This window comes from Stenotrophomonas sp. PS02301 (assembly GCF_029959485.1).
Taxonomy (GTDB): domain Bacteria; phylum Pseudomonadota; class Gammaproteobacteria; order Xanthomonadales; family Xanthomonadaceae; genus Stenotrophomonas; species Stenotrophomonas maltophilia_Z.
On the sequence record NZ_JASCOO010000006.1, the window covers coordinates 57,458 to 75,955 of the forward strand.

General features: G+C 59.6%; 16 protein-coding genes, 1 tRNA gene and 1 pseudogene. 9 read left to right on the forward strand and 9 right to left on the reverse strand.

The window, feature by feature from the left end:
- Nucleotides 1–2: 2 nt before the first annotated feature.
- Complete coding sequence (locus tag QMX81_RS02925) at nt 3–707, reverse strand: type 1 glutamine amidotransferase domain-containing protein (protein ID WP_049399672.1); 705 nt, start codon at nt 705–707, stop codon at nt 3–5.
- A 154-nt stretch (nt 708–861) separates the two neighbouring features.
- On the opposite strand from QMX81_RS02925, the gene QMX81_RS02930 reads away from it, so the two are divergent.
- On the forward strand, nt 862–1,770 hold the full coding sequence (locus tag QMX81_RS02930; RefSeq protein WP_192840499.1) for a LysR family transcriptional regulator: 909 nt from the start codon (nt 862–864) through the stop codon (nt 1,768–1,770).
- A gap of 379 nt (nt 1,771–2,149) precedes the next feature.
- Here the strand turns inward: QMX81_RS02930 and QMX81_RS02935 are convergent, their stop codons facing one another.
- Nucleotides 2,150–2,662, reverse strand: coding sequence for a ClbS/DfsB family four-helix bundle protein (locus tag QMX81_RS02935; RefSeq protein ID WP_049399670.1), 513 nt, complete (start codon nt 2,660–2,662; stop codon nt 2,150–2,152).
- Nucleotides 2,663–3,154: 492 nt separating this feature from the next.
- Here QMX81_RS02935 and QMX81_RS02940 point away from each other — a divergent pair, with 492 nt between their 5' ends.
- The 3 genes from QMX81_RS02940 (at nt 3,155) to QMX81_RS02950 (ending at nt 6,134) form a co-directional block, all read left to right on the forward strand.
- Complete coding sequence (locus QMX81_RS02940; RefSeq protein WP_152906863.1) at nt 3,155–3,352, forward strand: hypothetical protein; 198 nt, start codon at nt 3,155–3,157, stop codon at nt 3,350–3,352.
- Nucleotides 3,353–3,667: 315 nt separating this feature from the next.
- On the forward strand, nt 3,668–5,083 hold the full coding sequence (locus QMX81_RS02945; RefSeq protein WP_049399669.1) for a hypothetical protein: 1,416 nt from the start codon (nt 3,668–3,670) through the stop codon (nt 5,081–5,083).
- A gap of 310 nt (nt 5,084–5,393) precedes the next feature.
- Nucleotides 5,394–6,134: a MobA/MobL family protein gene (locus tag QMX81_RS02950; protein ID WP_049399668.1), complete on the forward strand. Its 741-nt coding sequence runs from the start codon at nt 5,394–5,396 to the stop codon at nt 6,132–6,134.
- Nucleotides 6,135–6,251: 117 nt separating this feature from the next.
- On the opposite strand, the gene QMX81_RS02955 is transcribed toward QMX81_RS02950, so the two are convergent.
- Genes QMX81_RS02955 through QMX81_RS02965 form a run of 3 tightly spaced genes read right to left on the reverse strand, consistent with a single transcriptional unit; the run spans nt 6,252 to nt 8,358 of the window.
- A complete protein-coding gene (locus QMX81_RS02955; protein ID WP_049399667.1) occupies nt 6,252–7,709 on the reverse strand; it encodes a YfjI family protein in 1,458 nt (485 codons plus the stop codon).
- Nucleotides 7,706–8,047: a hypothetical protein gene (locus QMX81_RS02960; RefSeq protein ID WP_049399666.1), complete on the reverse strand. Its 342-nt coding sequence runs from the start codon at nt 8,045–8,047 to the stop codon at nt 7,706–7,708. The genes QMX81_RS02955 and QMX81_RS02960 overlap by 4 nt, the downstream gene beginning before the upstream one ends.
- Nucleotides 8,048–8,049: 2 nt before the next feature.
- Entirely contained in the window at nt 8,050–8,358 is a 309-nt protein-coding gene (locus QMX81_RS02965) for a hypothetical protein (protein ID WP_049421700.1), read from the reverse strand.
- Nucleotides 8,359–9,032: 674 nt separating this feature from the next.
- On the opposite strand from QMX81_RS02965, the gene umuD reads away from it, so the two are divergent.
- The 3 genes and pseudogenes from umuD to QMX81_RS02980 all read left to right on the forward strand — a co-directional run.
- The gene (umuD, locus tag QMX81_RS02970; protein WP_049399664.1) at nt 9,033–9,515 is read left to right on the forward strand and encodes a translesion error-prone DNA polymerase V autoproteolytic subunit; all 483 of its coding nucleotides are present in this window, start codon (nt 9,033–9,035) and stop codon (nt 9,513–9,515) included.
- An 83-nt stretch (nt 9,516–9,598) separates the two neighbouring features.
- The gene (locus QMX81_RS02975) at nt 9,599–10,150 is read left to right on the forward strand and encodes a hypothetical protein (protein WP_239669816.1); all 552 of its coding nucleotides are present in this window, start codon (nt 9,599–9,601) and stop codon (nt 10,148–10,150) included.
- Between the two features lie 135 nt (nt 10,151–10,285).
- Nucleotides 10,286–10,757 (forward strand): annotated as a pseudogene (locus QMX81_RS02980) (arsenate reductase ArsC); the annotation flags it as partial.
- Here QMX81_RS02980 and QMX81_RS02985 read toward each other — a convergent pair.
- Nucleotides 10,734–14,384 (reverse strand): hypothetical protein, encoded by a 3,651-nt coding sequence (locus tag QMX81_RS02985; protein WP_152906864.1) that lies wholly within the window; start codon nt 14,382–14,384, stop codon nt 10,734–10,736. The pseudogene QMX81_RS02980 and the gene QMX81_RS02985 sit on opposite strands and share 24 nt — an antisense overlap.
- 1,045 nt (nt 14,385–15,429) lie before the next feature.
- Nucleotides 15,430–15,774 (reverse strand): hypothetical protein, encoded by a 345-nt coding sequence (locus QMX81_RS02990; RefSeq protein WP_049399662.1) that lies wholly within the window; start codon nt 15,772–15,774, stop codon nt 15,430–15,432.
- Nucleotides 15,775–15,963: 189 nt separating this feature from the next.
- Between QMX81_RS02990 and QMX81_RS02995 the strand changes: the two genes are divergently transcribed.
- Nucleotides 15,964–16,365 carry a helix-turn-helix transcriptional regulator gene (locus tag QMX81_RS02995; RefSeq protein WP_080355216.1) on the forward strand — a complete coding sequence of 134 codons (402 nt, stop codon included), beginning with the start codon at nt 15,964–15,966 and terminating at the stop codon, nt 16,363–16,365.
- 42 nt (nt 16,366–16,407) lie between these two features.
- Here the strand turns inward: QMX81_RS02995 and QMX81_RS03000 are convergent, their stop codons facing one another.
- A complete protein-coding gene (locus QMX81_RS03000) occupies nt 16,408–16,890 on the reverse strand; it encodes a JAB domain-containing protein (RefSeq protein ID WP_049399716.1) in 483 nt (160 codons plus the stop codon).
- A gap of 855 nt (nt 16,891–17,745) precedes the next feature.
- On the opposite strand from QMX81_RS03000, the gene QMX81_RS03005 reads away from it, so the two are divergent.
- A complete protein-coding gene (locus QMX81_RS03005; protein ID WP_152906865.1) occupies nt 17,746–18,192 on the forward strand; it encodes a hypothetical protein in 447 nt (148 codons plus the stop codon).
- 198 nt (nt 18,193–18,390) lie between these two features.
- Here QMX81_RS03005 and QMX81_RS03010 read toward each other — a convergent pair.
- A tRNA-Ser gene (locus QMX81_RS03010) sits at nt 18,391–18,480 on the reverse strand.
- Nucleotides 18,481–18,498 lie beyond the last annotated feature (18 nt).

The following is an 18,498-nucleotide window of genomic DNA, read 5'->3' on the forward strand; positions in this document are numbered from 1 at the left end:
GCCTAGGCCTGATCCACGGACGCTGCTACCAGCAGCGGCAGCATCGCCTCGGCCACACCCGTGGCCGAAGCGGGGTTCTGGCCCGTCACCAGCCGCTTGCTCACGACCACCTGCGCCTGAAAGTTCGGCGCAGGCACATGCCGGGCGCCGCGTTCCTGCAGGACATCGGCCAGCAGGAACGGCACGGTGTCGTACAGGCCGACCGCGCGCTCTTCGTCGTTGGTGAAGGCCGATACGTCCTTGCCCGCAACCAGATGGCGGCCATCGGAGAGCGTGAGGTTCACCAGCCCGGCCGGCCCGTGGCAGACCGCCGCGACCACGCCGCCGCGCTCGTAGATGCGTGCTGCAATCACGGCCAGTTCGGCGTTGTCCGGAAAGTCCCACATCGTCGCGTGGCCGCCGGCGTAGAAGATCGCGGCGTAGGCGTCGGGATCGACCTGCGACGGCGCCAATGTGGTTTCGGTGGCGCCGCGCAGCGCCGCATCGCTCCAGAACGCGGCGTTGACTGGATCGTCCAAGTCGAGTCCATCGACCTGCGTCTTGCCGCCCTTGGGACTGACGAAATCGACCGCATAGCCGGCGTCGGCCAGCACCCGATGCGGATGTGTGACCTCGGACAGATAGAAACCGCTGGGCGCGGCGTCGGCGGCGCCGGCTGCTCCCTTGCGGTCGTGGCTGGTCAGGATGAAAAGAATACGTTGGGTCATCGGAGGCTCCTGCAAGCGAGTCGAGCACACCGCCGAACGCCTCCGGCGGAGGCGTGCGCGCTGCGGCATGCGAAGTAAGGAACCTCATTCTGGTGAATCCGGTATATCCTTTAAATGACCAAAATAGACAAACACTTTCCCCGGAATGACCCAAATGGCCCTGCGCAACCTCGATGACCTGGCGGTGTTCGTGCATGTGGTGGAGCGCCAAAGCTTTTCCGCCGCCGCACGCGACCTGCACCTCGCGCCCAAGACGGTCAGCAAGCAGATCGCCCGGCTGGAACAGGCGCTGGGCACCACGTTGTTCGAGCGCAACACCCGCAACCTGCGCATCACCGGCGAAGGCCGCGCCATCGCCGAGCGCGCGCGGGTGGCCCTGGCGGTGCTGGAAGAAGTACAGGAACTGGCGACCGGCGGCAGCCAGGAACTGAGCGGTACCATCCGCCTGACCGCGCCCACGCCGTTCGGGCGCAAGTTCGTGGCCCCGGCGATCCACGATTTCTGCCGCCTGCATCCCAGGGTCGGTTTCGACCTGCGGCTGTCCGATCAGGTGCAGGATCTGTATAGCGGCGACCTCGACCTGGCGATCCGCATGGGCGAGTTGGCCGATTCGCGTTTGGTGGCGCGGCGCGTAGCCGACAACCGGCGCATCCTGGCGGCGTCTCCCACCTACCTGAAAGCACATGGCAGTCCCGCGCAGCCGGAAGAACTGGAACGGCACAACTGCCTGGTGTTCGCCTATCCAGGCCTGCTGCAAAGCATCTGGCCGCTGCGCAAAGGTCGCCGGGAGAAGCCTGTCGCGGTCAGCGGCACGCTGTGCAGCGACAGCGGCGACGTGCTGCATGCCTGGTGTCTGGCGGGGCTGGGTATCTCGCTGCGCGAAACCTGGGACATTCACGAGGAGTTGCGCGACGGACGGCTGGTGCGCGTGTTGCCGGACTGGGAAGCAACGCCCTCCAAGATCAGCATCGTGCGGGCGCGGCGAGAGCCTGTGCCGCGCAGGCTGACCGCATTCAGCGATTTCCTATTGAGGCGCTGGCAGAACGCGCCTTGGGAGCATTGACCTCGCCTGCTGGCGCTAGTGAAAGACCGTCATGGACATCGTTGCGTCAGTGGGACCAACTTAGGTGCAACGCAATGGCGAGCTCAGGGGCAATGCCGGCGACCAATGCCGCGCCGAAGGCTCTTCACCAGTCGCTAGCAGCTTCGTCCGCAAGGCGTGCCCGCCCTCCGCTATCTCCTTGTTTCCCGGGCTGCGAAGGCAGCACGTGACGCTGAGTTGGCTTCATCTACCCAGCACGACTTAGTCCTTGTGCAGCAGCGCTGGTTGGTCGAGCCGGCCGACCCTGCGCGCCCCCGCTTTGCTGCACAGGCCTCGCACGCGGCGAGCTAAGCCGACACGCTGAACTGCTCACGGGACGACAACATGCAGCGAATCTCCGTCAAGCTATACCGTTGGCCTTCTTCCATTTGCGCAGTCGCCCCCGCGCATTAACATAGGGCGATGATGTGTTCAACTGGATCATCCGGCCCTGAGTATATTTCTCATACCAAAGCGTACCGTACAGCGAGGCGTCGGTCCCCCGCTCCACCAACGCCACGATTAATCCCTGCACATCAGCGAACTGCCGGAGCAAATCTGCGTAGGCAATGCCGGCATGGTCGACATAGAATTTATCTGCCAACCTACCCAACTCGTTCCACTTGTAGCCGGCTTCAGGGAAATCGACCGGCAGTCCCTTGGCTTTGCCTTCGGACCATTTCAGCACCAATAGATTCCAGCCAATCAAATAGGCCACCAGATCGGACACGCTCATCTGCGTTCCTTGCGCATGCCCTTCCAGTGTCATCTCGTGAGCACGCTCAGGTGGCACGCTTGCAAGGTCAGCAGCCAGCTTCAGATATGTCGTGCAAATTGCATCCAGCAACTCTTGCTTGTTCTGCGGTACCGCCACGTAATTCTCGTTCTGTCATGGCGATAATACCGCACTGCGTTGAATCCTCACCCCGCGAGAACATAAAGAACAGCTTGCGTGGGAAAGAGAGGCCGTTAGGGATTCGTGGCGTGTGAACTACCCATTTGCCCGCTCGCTCCCTGACGGACACAGGAAGCACGCCATGATGCGGAGGAAGCTGATAGAGACCTCGGAGACACGCCATGCCCCCTCCGGATCGTTGATTCCGACGCATAACCGTAAGGTGTTCCTGAGAAGCAAGCATCAGCTCTTTGTCGGCTTGGCTGGAAAAGCCCTACATCGAAGTCAGCAAACCTCGGTGGGAGGTTGGTATTACAGTCTGGTCAGTGGCATATTTCGCTCAAGCATTGTTGGCGTGCTCTCTGCTATTTCGTCCCGTTCCACGTCGGCATTCGGCTTTGCAATGATGACCTCCAACATTGCCCTAGCCTCCGTGGCTCGCACCCGCTGCTTAACGCTCAGTAGATCTGCATGAGCTGCAAGCACGGCGACGCATTGCGGATGGCCCGCTTCGAGCGCCGCAGCGAGTGCATGGGTGCATGCATCCCTATCGACGAAGCAAGTCAGCCGCGCCACCACATCTTCATAGCCGGCCGCCGCCGCGTCCACTATCGCGCGGTGCCCGCACCGTCGGGGTTTGCCCACATGTTCAAGAGCGGTCAAGAGTAGCGCCACGATCTCAGTGTGACCTCTCGCAGCTGCCGCGTTTAGCCCACTTGTGTAGGTGTCCGGTCTCACTGAGAAGCCGGCTCAAGCCCGGTGCCAGCGGCGGCAGTCTCATGCCCCCTCTCCCCAAGGGGTCCCCATTGGGCGCTCTCGTGCCTTGTTTGGCGCCATCTTCTGTGGGGCACCTCAAAGCGATAGCCTGCTTTCAAAGACATTGGCGGGCTACAGCGGCGTCAGTCTGGAACGCAGCACAAGGGCATGTGAAACTGCCGAGGCTCTCCAAAGAGAGCCACCACGATCACTCCTTACGATTTCAATATGACACCAGAAGCAACCCAAACGCCGCCGGCCAAGAGTCATCCATTCCAGTTCTTCCCCATTGGTCCAGTCGCGACTTCCACCCTGGGTGAGCTCGTCAAGCACCTGGAAGCCGAGGTCCAGAAGCTCAATGCAGAGCAAATTACCTCAAGGACGCTGAAGCGGACGTTGGACTTCCTGCAGAAGTCGATTGGCGTTGACATAGCTGCCAACGACAAGCAGCTTCCGATGTCTGTTCTCAAGACCGTCAGACTCCTCTTCCTGACCGATCTGGATAGCAACAGGAATGTCCTTCGCTTGCTGACGCCACCAGAGACGGTTGACGAAGCCACTATGGAGTTCAGCGGCGTCACCACGATCCCAAGGGACGCAGACGCCTCGGCGCTGATCGAGAAGCTCTGTGAATCGCTCGCGCTGGAGATCGACCCATCCCGCATACGTATGCAGCAACAGATGCTACGCCGCCGGGACAAGCACTCTATTGCAGAAGAACTTCTCCTGCATGTGGAGCGCACGAACGACGAAGTGTCCCTGATCCTGCGGGAAGCATTCGGTACGGACGAGACACTCCTCGTGAGTGCATTCAGCTCGCTGGTGGCACCGATGGATCAGTTCCGTGTTGAATTGAGCGAGGGAAAGACTGCTCCTGCCAATGAGGCGATGTACACCTATCTGCAGACCCTGCCCTTCCGACACTTCATCCAACACTACCCTAAGCAGCTGGAGGCGACACGCATCTGCGGTGGGATCGGAAGCATCCAAGACGAGGCAGAGCGCTTCTGCGAGGTAGCGGCCCATGGCGCCCAGCATCACCATGGGCCGGCTAGCCGGGTGTTCTCGTTCAATACGTCCCACCATCTACTACTAGAGCACCCGGAGGAGGTGCGCGCGCTGGTCCATAAGGCCACCGGCATCCCAACGACAGTCAGACAGCTCCAGGCACACCGCGATCGCGTCAAGCCACTGCTGATCTCGTATGCCTATCGTTCGTTCGACTGCACTGACCCAGACGCGACGATACTGTCCGTGTACGACGTCGTGGCTGCGTTCTGTTCGTTCCGCTATCAGCAAGAGAACGGACCCGACTACAAGCCGTACTGGCATGGACAGACCGATCAGGGCAAGAACCCTCAGCGTCTGTTCGATAAGGGCCTGAGTGACGAGCAGCCTCATCAGCACCAAGGCGTGATGCAGATCTACCTGGATCGGTTCTATGAGTACCGAGCGGCGTTCACAGGCACTATCGGTAGCTACCGCGCTTGGATGGACTACCAAGTGGCAGTACTAGGTGCGTACCAGTCGGTGCTGGACCTGAAAGACGTAGCCGCAATCACGACCGGCCTGACCACGCTGGACTTCTACCGCCTGAATCTAGCCAAGGACCTGGCGCTAAGTCACTACCGACTAGATCAGTAATTTCTTAAACCACCAGCCCTATGTATATGGAAGTGATGGGTTCGCAGCTGGTAGTGATAGAGAGGCGTTCTTAGTAGGAGGCGCTGGTAGAGCAGCGCCGCTATAGAAGGCTCAGTACAGAGCAGAAGTAATCGATATGGGCGTGTAACGGGCTCGCTGTGGAGCAATTCATACAAGGGGCTGTAGCACGCGCACTTACCGTTTCTCTAGCACACCGCGTTCGCTAACGAATCACCCGACTTCCCACAGGCCGACAAGGGCAATCTTGTCGGCCTTTTTCGTTTACGCATAGAGAAAGGGTGACACACCAATGGCAAGCTTCCACTACAGCATCAAAAGCGGCAAGAAGGGCACCGCTCGCAGACACGGCGGGTACATCCTGCGAGAAGGATCGTACAGCGAACGGGAGGACCTAGTCCACGCCAGTCACGGCAATCTACCGACTTGGGCCCAGGACGATCCCAAAGCGTTTTGGAGCATGGCTGATCGCCATGAGCGCGCCAATGGCGCGGCCTACCGCGAGCATGAGATCGCACTGCCCAGCGAACTGACCAAACCCCAACTGATTGAGCTGGCAGAACGCCTTGCTCAGCGACTGGCCGGAACCAAGCCGTACCAGTACGCGATCCATGCGCCAGATGGCGCCCTAGGCTACATCGAGAACCCGCATGTACACCTGATGTGTTCGGACCGCGTCCCGGATGGAATCGAACGTGCTCCAGATCGAACCTTCTCGCGCTACAACCCTATCCACCCGGCTGAAGGCGGATGCAGGAAGGACAGCGGGGGGAAGAGCCCCATGGAGCTGAGGCAGGAGGTCACGGCCAAGCGTAAGCTAGTGGCCGACACCCAGAATGAGATGCTGGCCGAGTACGGGCACGGCACCAGAGTCGACCACCGCAGCCTTCGGGACCAGGGGCTGGACCGGCGAGCGGAGCGCCACCTGGGCCCGCTGTTGGTCAAGGAGATGGCCGATGGGGAGAAGGCCCAGTACGTGGCGTATCGGGCTGGCCATGAAGCCGCCCCCCCGCCCGCCCCTATTGAACAGTAGCGATTCTGCGATTTTGTCGCAGAATCGCTCAGGTCTTGGCCCGACTGCAGAAAGAAAAAGCGGCCTACGCAGGCCCAGGGGAGACGGATGCGTCCGTCTCCCCTGCCGTCTTCTACCTTACAACGCCATCTGCTGCTGGTTAAAAAAGTAGTTGATCAACTGCAGATAGCACTTTCGGTCCTTATACCCCATCCCGATGCGTATCGCCCCACGCATCTGGAGCAGGTCCAAGGCAGCGGTCAGGCGAACGCGATTCCGTACGGGTCCATTACGCAACACCTGGTTCCGCGGCGCCCAAGTGTCAGACAACGGACCGCCCCAGAACCGCGCCTTGAGGTAGTGAGCGAGGGCCCGGGCATCAACCAGGTCCTGTGGCGCAGCGGTTTCGGGTGAGAACAGGTACTTGTACTCGCTCTCGTGCCACTTGACGATCTCAAAGGCCCGATTGAGCGTATCGACTGAGATCGGGCCAATCTCTTCAGCAAAGTAGTGCATCGCCGCTGCCAGCCGCGCCAGAATCTCCATTACCTTGGCGGCGAAGTCATTGATGTCACTCAGGTACTCACCCTGACGCAACAGGCGCTCAGTCTCCCGCGCCAGCTCCACCCAACGACTCTTCGCATCCAGACTGAACTCGATCAGTTCGCGCTCGATCGTCCCCGATTCGATCTTCGTCCGGTAACGATCCAGCAGCACACGAATCCGCCGCTGGAACAGCGGCAGACGCTCCCAGGTTGGCTCCTCGCCACTCACCTGGCGGAACCCCATGTTCGATTGCGGCCAGCCCACCAGGTAACGCGCCCAGTGGCCGCTGCCTTTGGCAACCGAACCCTTACGGTCCAAGAACGCCTTGAGCGGTTCGTGCTGGGTCATGATGCTGACCGACACGCGCGGGTTCATGGCCAGAAGATTCTCGTCTGCTCGCTCACGCATCAGTACGCCCGGGGAGTCCCATAGGCGATTCAACAGGCCGAAGTGCGACATGGCCTCGCTTCGGAACAGAACGTGCCCTTCATCGGTGCTGATTGCGATCGACTCCCCATCACCTACCAGCGCCTCGGTGATGGCTTTGCCGGTGATCTCCTGCCGCATGAAGTAGCGCAGGCGGGGTTCGACCGGCTTGCAGCGACCGTGTTCCAACAAGCGAGCCTCCAGCTCGTCACTGTCGTGACCACGGCTGACCGCTCGCACGATGGCGCTGCGCAGGCCTTTATTCTTGGCCTCCCACGCGCCCAGCTCGGCCTGATACGTTTCCTTCTTGTCCTTGTGAGTTGCCATTGCCTCCGTGTCGGCATCGCGGAACGGCGCAAACAGCAGCGAGGACACGGTCGACTTGCGCTCGCCCGATTCGGCGATGATCAGCAGATTTTGCGATACCGGCCTGACCAGACCTGTGGGTAGCTTGACGTCGATCAGTCCCTGACAGGCCATGGAGATGGCATTGATCAGGCTCATCCCGATCAGCGCTTCCGGTGCCTGAACGTTGCGGGAGATCTCGTAACCCGCTTCTCGCGCCACAACCAGGAAGGCGTTCAGCGGGTAGCGGGCAGCGACGCGGGCGAAGGAAGTGGTCATTCGGTCTCTCCCTGCTCGGTCGGGTCCCGGTCATCGAGGGGCCGCCCGCAGCCAGTGCAGATAACGACATCGCCAGTCTCCTTTCGACGCTCCCGCTCCGCGCTCAACAGCTTGCGGAACTGGGCCTGATTCAGTTTATGGCTGTAAGCAGCATTGAAGCGCTCCATTGCCGCCCGCTTGCGCATCCGCTGAATCAGGTGCTGCTCCAGCACCGGGTAGGCTTCACGGAAGTCCGTCTCCAGCTTGCTTTTGCCCAGGTTGAGGTCCTGAGCCAATGCACGCGTCAGGCGGTCGAGGGGGCTATGAACGCCGGCGAAGGTGTCAGTGAGAGTGTTCATGCTCACAGCCCTCCCTTGCTAGTGCCGGACTTGGCAGCACGACCCTGCAACCAGGCGATGGCTTCGTGGGTCCAGTAGAACTTGGGCGAGTTCTCTCCGTCGTAAAGGGGGACGCCTTTGGGGAAGGACGGATCCTCCTTCATCAACACGTAGGCTTTGCTACGGCCGACCGGGATCACCCGGAGCAGTTCCTTGAAGCTCAAGGCAGGGCGGTCCCGCAGGCTTTCGGGCATGCAGGCCAAGACTGCATCAGCATGCAAAGCGGCGCCACAATTCGGCATCGGCGCCGAACGCGTCTGGATCGTGTTCATTTTGGAAACCTTCGTATGTAGATGAGAAGGAGTCCGGCCGGATTCCCGACAGGCCGTGTGCCCGTCGGGATGCATTTGATCCCTTGGCGGTCCAGGACGGAATGTTCAAAAATTCAAGGTTTCGGTTCCGGACCCATTCCGGCACGAGCGGCTAGCGTCCCCGACCACTATTGGATCGTCACCTCACAGTCTCCGAAACGTTCTAATCGTGAAACCGGAGCGGTAGGCTTTCAGTCTCGCCCTCACCCAGGCGATATCGATTCGTCGGGGAGGTCGTCTGCTCCGGAAAGGGCTGCAGCCGGAGGGTGCTATCGCGCAAGGGCCTGACCGTGGAGCAGTTCGCTGCGCGCTCTGCCCCACCGCGGCGGTGCTCATGACCGATGCGGTCTGGCGCAGGAGCGCTCTACGCGGCGCCAAGCGCTGCGACGCCAGCTACCTGAGGTGTTTCGTCGAAGATCCGATGCCTACTGCGGCCTGGCCGGCAGTGAGGCCTGCTTCTTTTGCAAGATCGCCATGCCTGCATGCGCCAACCCTGCGCCGGGGCGAACAGGGCTGGCGCTACAACCGAAACGCGTTCAGGAACTTTAGAGGTAACTCGAGGCAAGCCGTTAGTAATTTTACTACAATTCGTCTCGTCTAGACCCGTTGGACACGCCGCCCCCCAGAGTACGCCCATGCAGTCCCTCCCCTCTCCACACACGCTGGCCACGCCCATTGGGCCCGCCGTGATCGACAGCCCCGCTCAGTTCGTGCCTCTGGCTTCGGCACGTGCCAGGCTCGGCTTCCCGCCGCCTGCCGATGACTTCATGGACGATGCGATCGACCTGCATCGACTGCTGGTGCGCAATCCCGCGGCCACCTTCCTGTGCAGGGCCGATGGCTGGTCGATGAGTGGCGCAGGCGTCAGCGATGGAGACATCTTGGTGGTTGACCGGTCGGTTGCGCCCCAGGGGGGCGACCTGGTCATTGCCGTGTGGGACGGAAATCAGCCTACCTGCAAAGTGCTGCAGCTGTTTGAGCGGCACTTGGAGCTGCATTCGGCCAATCCGGATTTTCCACCCATCGTGCTTGAGCAGCCCACCGAGGTGGAGGTGTTCGCCGTGGTTGGCGTGGTTCGCCAGGTGAAACGCCGAGGCCCCCATGTTCGGGCTCGTTGACGGCAACAATTTCTACACCAGCTGCGAGCGCGTGTTTCAGCCGGCCCTGCGCCGCGTGCCCCTGGTGGTGCTGAGGAACAACGATGTTGCAGGTAGGCGGTTGTGCAATCGCTCGCTCGGCCGAAGCCAAGGCGCTAGGCATCAAGATGGGCCAGCCAGCCCACGAGCTCATGCATCTGGTGCGCCGGCACGGGCTGCAGATGCGCTCGGTCAACTTCGCCCTGTACGGCGACATGAGCGCTCGCGTTGTGTCGGTCCCGCGGGAGTCTGCACCCCGGGTGGAGGTCTACAGCATCGATGAGAGCTTCATCGATCTGGAAGGCCTGCGGGACCGCGAGCAGTTCGCCTGGGATCTGCGGCAGCGTGTGCACCGATGGACCAGCATTCCAAACTGCATTGGTATCGGCCCCACGAAGACGCTGGCCAAGCTGGCCAACAAGGTGGCCAAGAGCGCCGACGGCGTGATCGACCTGGGGGACGCGGCCTGCCGTGACTCAGTGCTAGGGAGCTTTCCTGTCGGGGATCTTTGGGGTGTTGGCCGCAGACTGGCGCCGCGGTTGGAAGCCATGGCATCAGCACCACCGCTGCGCTGCGGCACGCGCCGGCAGACGACATCCCGGCCGCTTTCGGGGTGACGCTAGCGCGCACCCAGCGCGAGCTACAGTGGCACCCGTGCATGGAGCTGGAGGAAGTGGAGCCGGATCGCCAGCAGATCATGGTCAGTCGATCTTTCGCCGACCGAGTTGAGGAACACGACGCGGTTGCTCAGCCGCTTCAGTGCATTCAGCGCTGGCAGCCAGCCCACCGGTCAGATCGATCTATTCGCGCTCGCGCAATTGAAGGCCGAAGGCATGCCCATCGACGGGCTACGCAGCAAATCGTGGGATGAGTTCGCCGATGGCGCACTGATGGATCTGGTGATCACCGTGTGCGATTCAGCCGCCGCCGAATCCTGCCCTGTGGTGCTTGGGGGATTTCATCCGCAGTCATTGGGGCTGCCAGACCCGGCTGCGGTGGAAGGCAGCGATGCGGATAAGGCGTCGGCATTTGCACAGGCGCGCACCCATGTGAAGTCGCGCCTGCAGGCGCTGCTGGACCTGCCCGAACGGCCTGTGGGCTGATCGTCCGGCGCTGCAGCGTGCGCTAGACAGCATCGCGCAACTGCAACCAGCCAACGCGTCACCGTGGATGCGCCAGTGGCTGGAGCCCCGGTCTGCTTCAAGCAACACGGCGTCGGACTGAGAAGCTGGCTTCAGATACTATTCTGCGCGCTTCTTCGTTGCTCACATCCGTGAAGACGTCTAGAACTGCAAGGTCAGCTCGAGTCCCCTTGTATTCGATGGCTTCTGACACAAACGAAAGCGCGCCGATCGTCTGACGTGTTTCCAGCCATCTCTTCAGATCTGACAGAAGGTCAGGCCAGATCACACCTGTCTTTAGGATCTGATCGACTTCTCTGCGAACCGACCAGTGCTTCTGGGTTGCCATACCGTCGAGTATCTGGGCTGAGCGCTCACGGCTCCACCGTGACGGCATGGCCTTCAGCGCATCACCGAAGACAAGATCTCGCGTATCCGACCAGCCTAGGCTACCGCAATGGTCAGCCAAAGACAGAAGGTCGTGCTCAGGGATCAAATCTACGTATGGCGCTAGAGACTCGATCTGCGCGCGACGTGACACGGATACTCCATCCTCTTGCCAGATTCCGAAGCCCATCGAAATCAGCTTGAACGCCTCACCGGGGTCGGGCAGAGCTCGAACCGCGCTTGCAGCCAGCTGAATCGTTCCATCAGTCGCCGCGAACAGCGCGGCCTGAATGAAGTTTTGAGAGAACGCGAGGTGATCCCAGTGGTCAACAAGAATGCGTTCGATGCGCTCTGGCGGATACCTCATCAGTACAGGCGCAATGTGCCAATCAAGCTCTCCATCAGCTGCGGCCTTGCCGTTTTCACGACGCCAGGCAAGTGCCCGATCAATGCAATCAAGTATTTGTTCGCAGGGAACGAAGAAAGCGTAATGCCACCACCATCCGTTGCTTTCGCATGGAGGATCTAGGCGAGTAATTAGCGCATCTGTAGCGCTACGATCGCCACAGAGAAGGCGCTTCTGAAGGACTCGCTCTTCCCATTCCGGCTCTACCTTTGCATCAACAAGAATCCTCAAGTCTTTGGAACTCAGGCCGATAGACCAAAGTTCGAATGCCGCCAATCTAGAAGCATGATCCCCGGCATCAGCGCCCCAAATTGCAGCCAGCTTCGTTCGGTAGGGCTCAGGTAGAGTCTTGTCACGATAACCAACGCCGAAGATGGAGTTCCGAAACCAGAATGCTCTGTCCGCGCCTACCCGATGTCGAGCAGCAAGCTCGTCACGAAGTACATCAAGAACTTGCTCGTCGGATACATCTCGCAGCATGAAGAGTAGCGGCCAGCGCAGATCTGACGATTCCGCTCGCTCGATGAAGTAGGGAATGGCGTTGACAGGAGGTGTACGCGCGAATGCCCAGTCAACGTTGTGGGCCGCTAGGCGACTTCTCTCAGAACTGCCATGATCGTCTGGCTCGTTCGGCAAGCTCGCCCATATGTCCAGAACGGGCTGTAAATACGAGCTCGCGTTGCTTGCGTCGCAGCAACGCGCGAATGCCCAAAGGTAGTCCGCAAGATGTTCTGCGCGTTGAGGGTCACTTTCCCATGTTGCAAGGAGCGCGCCCCCCAATGATGGATGTCCTATGTGACCAGCCAAGCGAAGCAGCCCTGAAATCAGGCGATTCTGACCCCTGGCTTCGATCAGTACGGCCCTGACGGAGTCCAAGAGCGCAGTGCCTATAACATGCTGGGCATGCAATATCTGTGTATCGCGAACGCTCATGTTCATACCGGGCTCAAACATCGCGCAGAGCATGGCACCTGCCCTCACATCGCCGTTGCGCAGTGCGGCAGACAAGCCGGTCGGATGGTCGTATGGGATCTTCTCAATGAGTGACGGGACGAGAGGATCGTCTGTTCTTGCTAGGGCAGACATACACTCCCACAGCAGACTGTTGCTTCTTCCGTCATGATCGGGCAACTGACTTAGCCAAGCATCGATTGTCGCTAGCAAGCGCGTCCTTCCAGCTCCGGCTTTGCCTCGTGGAACTGACCGCATAGCATGGAAAAGGGCCAGCGGTGTTACTGACGAGGCGGCTGACAGGAGGTGATCAGGAAAGTCGCGCTCTGCGATCACATCACCAACAACTTCCGCTAAGAATGGATCCTCGATGGCGCTAGCCTGCAAAGGCTCATATGCATCAGCATCAGCCAGGGCATCGACAAACAGCCAGTCTCGCACTCGGTCGTGTCTGAAGCGAAGCACGGGATCGAGCTCCGGTCCGGCCTGTCGATAGATCACGGTACCCTTTGCGATCATGGCTCGTATCAGGCTCGCCTGGTGCGTATCTTTGCAATTATTAAGTACTTGCGATGCAGCCGGTTCAAACTGCAAGTGTTCCAACAGTCGCAAAGACATAGCACGCAGCGCTGTCAGGTACTCAGCAGGAATTTCGTTGAAAGAATGCGCAAGCATGCGCAGTTCTCGGTGCACATAACGACCAATCACAGCTCTCGGCGTCGGCTTCTCCTTAAAGTCGTAAAGAGCGATTAGCAACGGATCGTGTCCGAGCTCTTCCGAGATCCCGGATGCCTGCATCAGGCTCAGCTCCTCTCCCTGAGCTTCCGCGCGCAACATGACAGCGGCCTGGCCCTCTGGTGGGGTCAGGGCGCCGGCAATATGGACCATTCTCTCCACTGCCTTTGTTAGCGAATGATCCGCAGCATCGACCACTTGCGGCCATGTCGGGCAAATCAGGCGCCAGTTAGATGGAGTCTTGGCCTCTTCAGCCTTCAAACCCCAACGCGTGATCTTTTCCATCAAGCGCACCGGCTGGCCTGAGCGGTTGATATCTTCAACTATCAGAAGAAGCGGCTGACCCGGCTGTGACCACTGGGTAGCACTCTCACTTAGCTCCAAGACCGGATCAAGACGATGTATTTCGACTTCGAGGGCATGCTCAAGAGTAGGAGCATCGTTCACCGTCTCAGCTGAAATAACAAAAGCAAGGCCTCCCGCAGTGATGTGGTTGCAGGCAAGACGATAGCAGGCGACCGTTTTACCGTCACCGGAACGACTGGTGAGGAATGTTACCGGACGCCTGATACCGGCAAGCTCGCCATCCAGCTCTCGACTGATCCAGGCGTCCGCCGTGTCAACCGGTCGCAGTGCTTCAAGGCTTGCTAGGGATAGTTCTCGGAGGCGCTCCTCAGATAGATGTCTTTGCGGAGTTCCGAGATACTTCTTTCTGATCCACTGACCCGGCCCGGTGTTATCCAACACGCTTGTGATGCGCGTCCTCGCCCAGATGTCAACGTGGATTTGATGTGCTGCACATAGTGCCTCGACCTCAAGTACGACAGCATCATCGGGCTCATTGTTCGTGGTCAAAACCAAGGTGGCGCGAAGCCCTGGCCGCCGAAGTCGCTCAGTGGCGATGACTTGGATCGACTTGACTACGTCCCCAGCTGGAGCATCGGGGCTATTCGCCTTGCGCTTCTTCACTTTGGCCGGGTCTCGAAGCCATTTCTGCCCGAGGCCTGCAGCAGCGGAAATCGTGTGATGAACTACAACAAGGTGCGGCGACGCTGCACCAGGCTCGAAGCCAAGAGCATCTACCGGCGCCTTGCGAGTCTTGCCCGCCGCGTTGATACCAACGTGGGTAAGGCGAGCGTATGCGGGCACGGCCTGGCGCAGCACGTCCGTAGCGAGCGACTCGAAAAGTCCCTCATCGGTCATGTTGGCAATGGCAAGTGATGTATCTGTCCACCCTTTCATGACGCTCATCGTCGCGTCACTGCCCATCGAAGGCAAGCCCAAAATCACCCTGGCTGCGACTGTAATTCTGTGTTGTCAGCTCGCCCTATTTCATTGTCCCAGGCAGCGGCTGGCTACGTGTCCAACTGAGTTCGGTGGGGAGAAAGCCCCGCACGGGCGCTGCATTTCGCCGGGAGCTAGAGACCAACTAAGTCCTAGCGCTAGAGAAGCGCTTGGTCGCCATGCTGGGACGAAACCCGAACTCTACCAATCCAGGCCTTCTGACTCCCTGCCGTTCGCTGGACTTATCCACAGCGGGCGGGCCTTTGCCTTCCATTGCTCGTCCATCCAGACGCCGCAATCCGGCCACGCGACAGATTGCAGTCTTCGCCTCCCGGCCTTCAGCTGGTCCAGCTAGTCCATCCACGCCTGCATCATCCGCCGACGCTCGGGTAGGCTTCGCGGAAGTCCATCTCCAGCTTGCTCTTGCCCAGGTTCAGGTCCTGAGCCGGGGCATGCTACGGCCGGTCGAGGGCTGTGGAGGCCGGCGAGTGTGCCAGCGAGGCTGTTCACGATCCCAGCCCTCCCTTGCTAGCGCCGGACTTGGCAGCGCAGCCTTGCAACCACCCCACCACGACGAGACACCGTCACCAATCTTGCCAGCTTTGAGCCGCAGAACGCTTGACGCGTGCAACCGATAGCAGCTCGGTACGGTGCACAAAGAAAAAACGGGGTCCGAGTTCTGGCAGGGGGCGCAACGCCCCCTGCCAACCTCTCGCTCGCGCCAGCGCATGACCTAGAACGGCAGCCAATCGTCACTAATCATCAGCCCATCAAGCCGAGACGCCAGCCGCTCATAGGACACTGCCTCTCTGATCAGCCTATCGGCAGCCCACCGCCGACGGGCACGATCCCGCCAACTGCCGCTTGATTTTGCATCCAGCGCATTGGCCCGAGCCCACAACTCCGAAGCTCGACCTCTCGCCCAGGCCGCTCGCCGCTCATCGATCGTATTTTTTCATTTCTATTCCAGACATACGAAGCGGCCAGCCGATAGCTGGCCGCTCAAAGCCAATCAGGCTGGGTCGTTGCCACTAGCGGCTTGCTCTGGGATGACCCCAATCTGCTTGGCCTTGATCTGACTGGAGAGCATGGCACTGGAGACCATGTAGGCGCTCGTCGCCAGTACGCCGATCCATGCATCGATGGACCAGTTGAACATCAGCCAGCCAACGTGGAAGGCCCAGAACAGGATCGGTGACCAGATTCCGATTGCCTTCTGCAGCTTGACCCGGTTGACCACCACGTTGTTCTGGAAATGCGGCAGCGGGAGCCGATTGCTCCTCAGACTCAGGTACGCCCTGATCGTCAGAGGGATCAGGAAAAAGGTCATCAGCAGGTTGTAGAGGATGACTCCCATAGCGTGTTGCTCCTTGTTGGTTGAACTATCTGATTGAGTGAAATCTGCTGGCGGCCTCATGGGGCGAGCTGCAAGCGGTCGTGCGATCGGCTTTGAAGTTGCGTCAAACTTACGTAACACGTAGAGTCTACCCCGTACGTAGAAGAGGCGTCATCCTGTTGGTATGTGGCCCCAGCCCGCCAACCGTTGATGAGCAGCTCAACACGCGTTCCTCGCGGCGTGGTTGCAGCACGCCTGCGTCAAGCCCGCCATTTACGAGGGCTTAGTCAACGCGAAGTGGGAGTTCGTATGGGGCTGGATAAAGACACGGCTTCGGCTCGGATCAGCCGTTATGAAAGTGAGTCGATGACCGTTAGCCTTGAGTCGCTTTTTGCGCTGGCTAGCGCTCTTGACGTCCCACCTGCTTATCTAGTAGCAGGAACCTCAGCGATGGCCGATGCGATACTGTTTATGGAGGCACTGAGCGAGAAGCAGCAGCGCGATCTGGCTACGGCCCTTGCCTCGTTAACAGAGCTATCGCCCGACCAGCGCCAAGCCTTCATCGCCAAGATTGCGAGCGCCGGTACTGAGGCTCAACCCATGCGGTACTAATCTGGCAGCCTGGGATGTGCGAAGCAGTTGGCGCCCCCTCGTCTAAAGGATGCCTAGTGCAGCCATCGACAGAGCCCGATCTGCCGTCACAATGAAGTGATCTAGAAGTCTTATGTCCACCAGCCCAAGAGCTTCTTGAAGGCGTGTCGTAATCGCCCTATCGGCAGTTGAGGGATCAGCCTTCCCGCTGGGGTGGTTGTGAGCCAGGATCACAGCGCCCGCATTAAGCGCCAGGGCTCGTTGAAGCACGATCCGGGGATGGACATTGGCGCCGTCTATCGTTCCGGAAAAGAGCCGCTCTACCGCGAGTAGGCGGTGTTGAGCGTCGAGAAATGCCACTTCAAAGTGCTCGCGCTTCTCATGAGCAAGTCGCAGCCGAAAAAAGGCGCCGCAGGTGGCGACATCCCCCATAGCTTGCCCTGGTTTGCAGGCTCTGCGTTGCAGTATGCGAAGCGCTCGAGCGATTGCACGGTCATCTCGCAACCGCGCAGCCGCTTCCACTGCCGCGCATTGGGCATGATCCAGAGGATCTACTCGAGCATGAAAACTACTCACACTTCATCTCCATCCGTGCGCCTACTTGCACTCTCCGTACGAGCTTCTCTAGTGGTTACTCGCGACCGCCCCACCTTCATCTCTTCTGGTACATCTTCCAGGTCGGCGATGCTGTGCGTAGTGCAGCGAAAAAGCCTATGGCCGAGCGCCGCCATCCACATGTCTGTCGCGCGTCGCAATAAGCACTCAAATGCTTTCGCCATCGTGATTTCCCTTGTAATTGGATAGCAGAAACGCACAAAGCCCGGACTAGCCGGGCCTTGTGCGTTCTGCATGCTGTTGCTCGGGATCAGGGATCCATGAAGTTGCAGTTGATGCGATTGCCTGGGGAGGTACATTTCACCACCCCTGCCAGTACCGCTGTAGCCACCACCATTACGCAGTAGATCAACTCGATCTTGCTGTCCGTCATCGCTTATGCCTGTTCTAGGACTGATGGCGGAGCCCAATCCGCGAGGACGCTCCATTGCGACCTCACTGTGGTAGTACAGGTTTGAGATTTCTTTGAATCGAGTTCATTTGCACACAGGAGGTCAAGTCGGTCTCCAGGGAGCCTCACTTTGACAGAGCAGTCCACACAGACATGCCATTCTCTCCTGGATGAGCCAATTCAACTGAAATCTCACACTCACGGCCAGTGTTTCGCTGCAATCGTAGCCGCGCCCCGAACACTCATGTCCGCGGCTTTCCCCTCAGCCGTTCTTCGCTTTACGATCAGGTTTCCGAGCGATCTTCTTGGCAACTTTCTTGGCAGGAGCGTTGACTGACTTGGCCCCGACCTTGCGCGCCTTCTTGAGCACAGCCCTCCCTACATTGACGGGCGACTTGGCCGAACTCGCAGGCGGATACTTCTCACCCGAGTTCGCAGCTTCCCAGGCCTTGCCTTCAGCGGACTTGCTCCAGGCAACGAACACCTTCGCGCCATTCACAGCGCACATCGTCGAGCCAGTATCGGATGACACTCGCCGCAAGATCATGAGCGGCACACGAAATCGGCCCAAGGTCCAAGAGCTTGTCGTGCCTAATGGCTTACCGAAGGCAGAGTTACGAGGTCAATCTTTAGACATACCGGAACGGCCGCCGTCCGATGCGATCGCTTTGGTTGAGGCTGCCCGGCGGGTGCGCAACGACCTCTTAGACAGCGGCAAAGAAGAAGCCGATAAAAAGCCATTCGACGGAGAGGACGACGAGTGGGCACGAGCCGCGCTGGACGCGGCACACACGTTGCTGACCCTTTTCGACCAGGACGGATTCAGACCGCCGAATCCCTAATGACTCATGCTTCGGCCTTCCTAGCTAAGTCCTTGGCTGGCAGCACTAGCAACGCCAGGCTTCCGCACTGATGGGCGACGTCCAAGGACGTTTGGGGCTCTCCACATACAGCCAACCCGCCGTGGCATACCCGATGGCATACCACAAGATTTACGGATATAACTTCACCTTTTAAATCAATTACTTGAGTTAATTCAGTGGCGGAGAGAGTGGGATTCGAACCCACGGAAGGAATGACCCTTCGCCGGTTTTCAAGACCGGTGCCTTAAACCGCTCGGCCATCTCTCCGGTGTGCGGTCCGGCGCT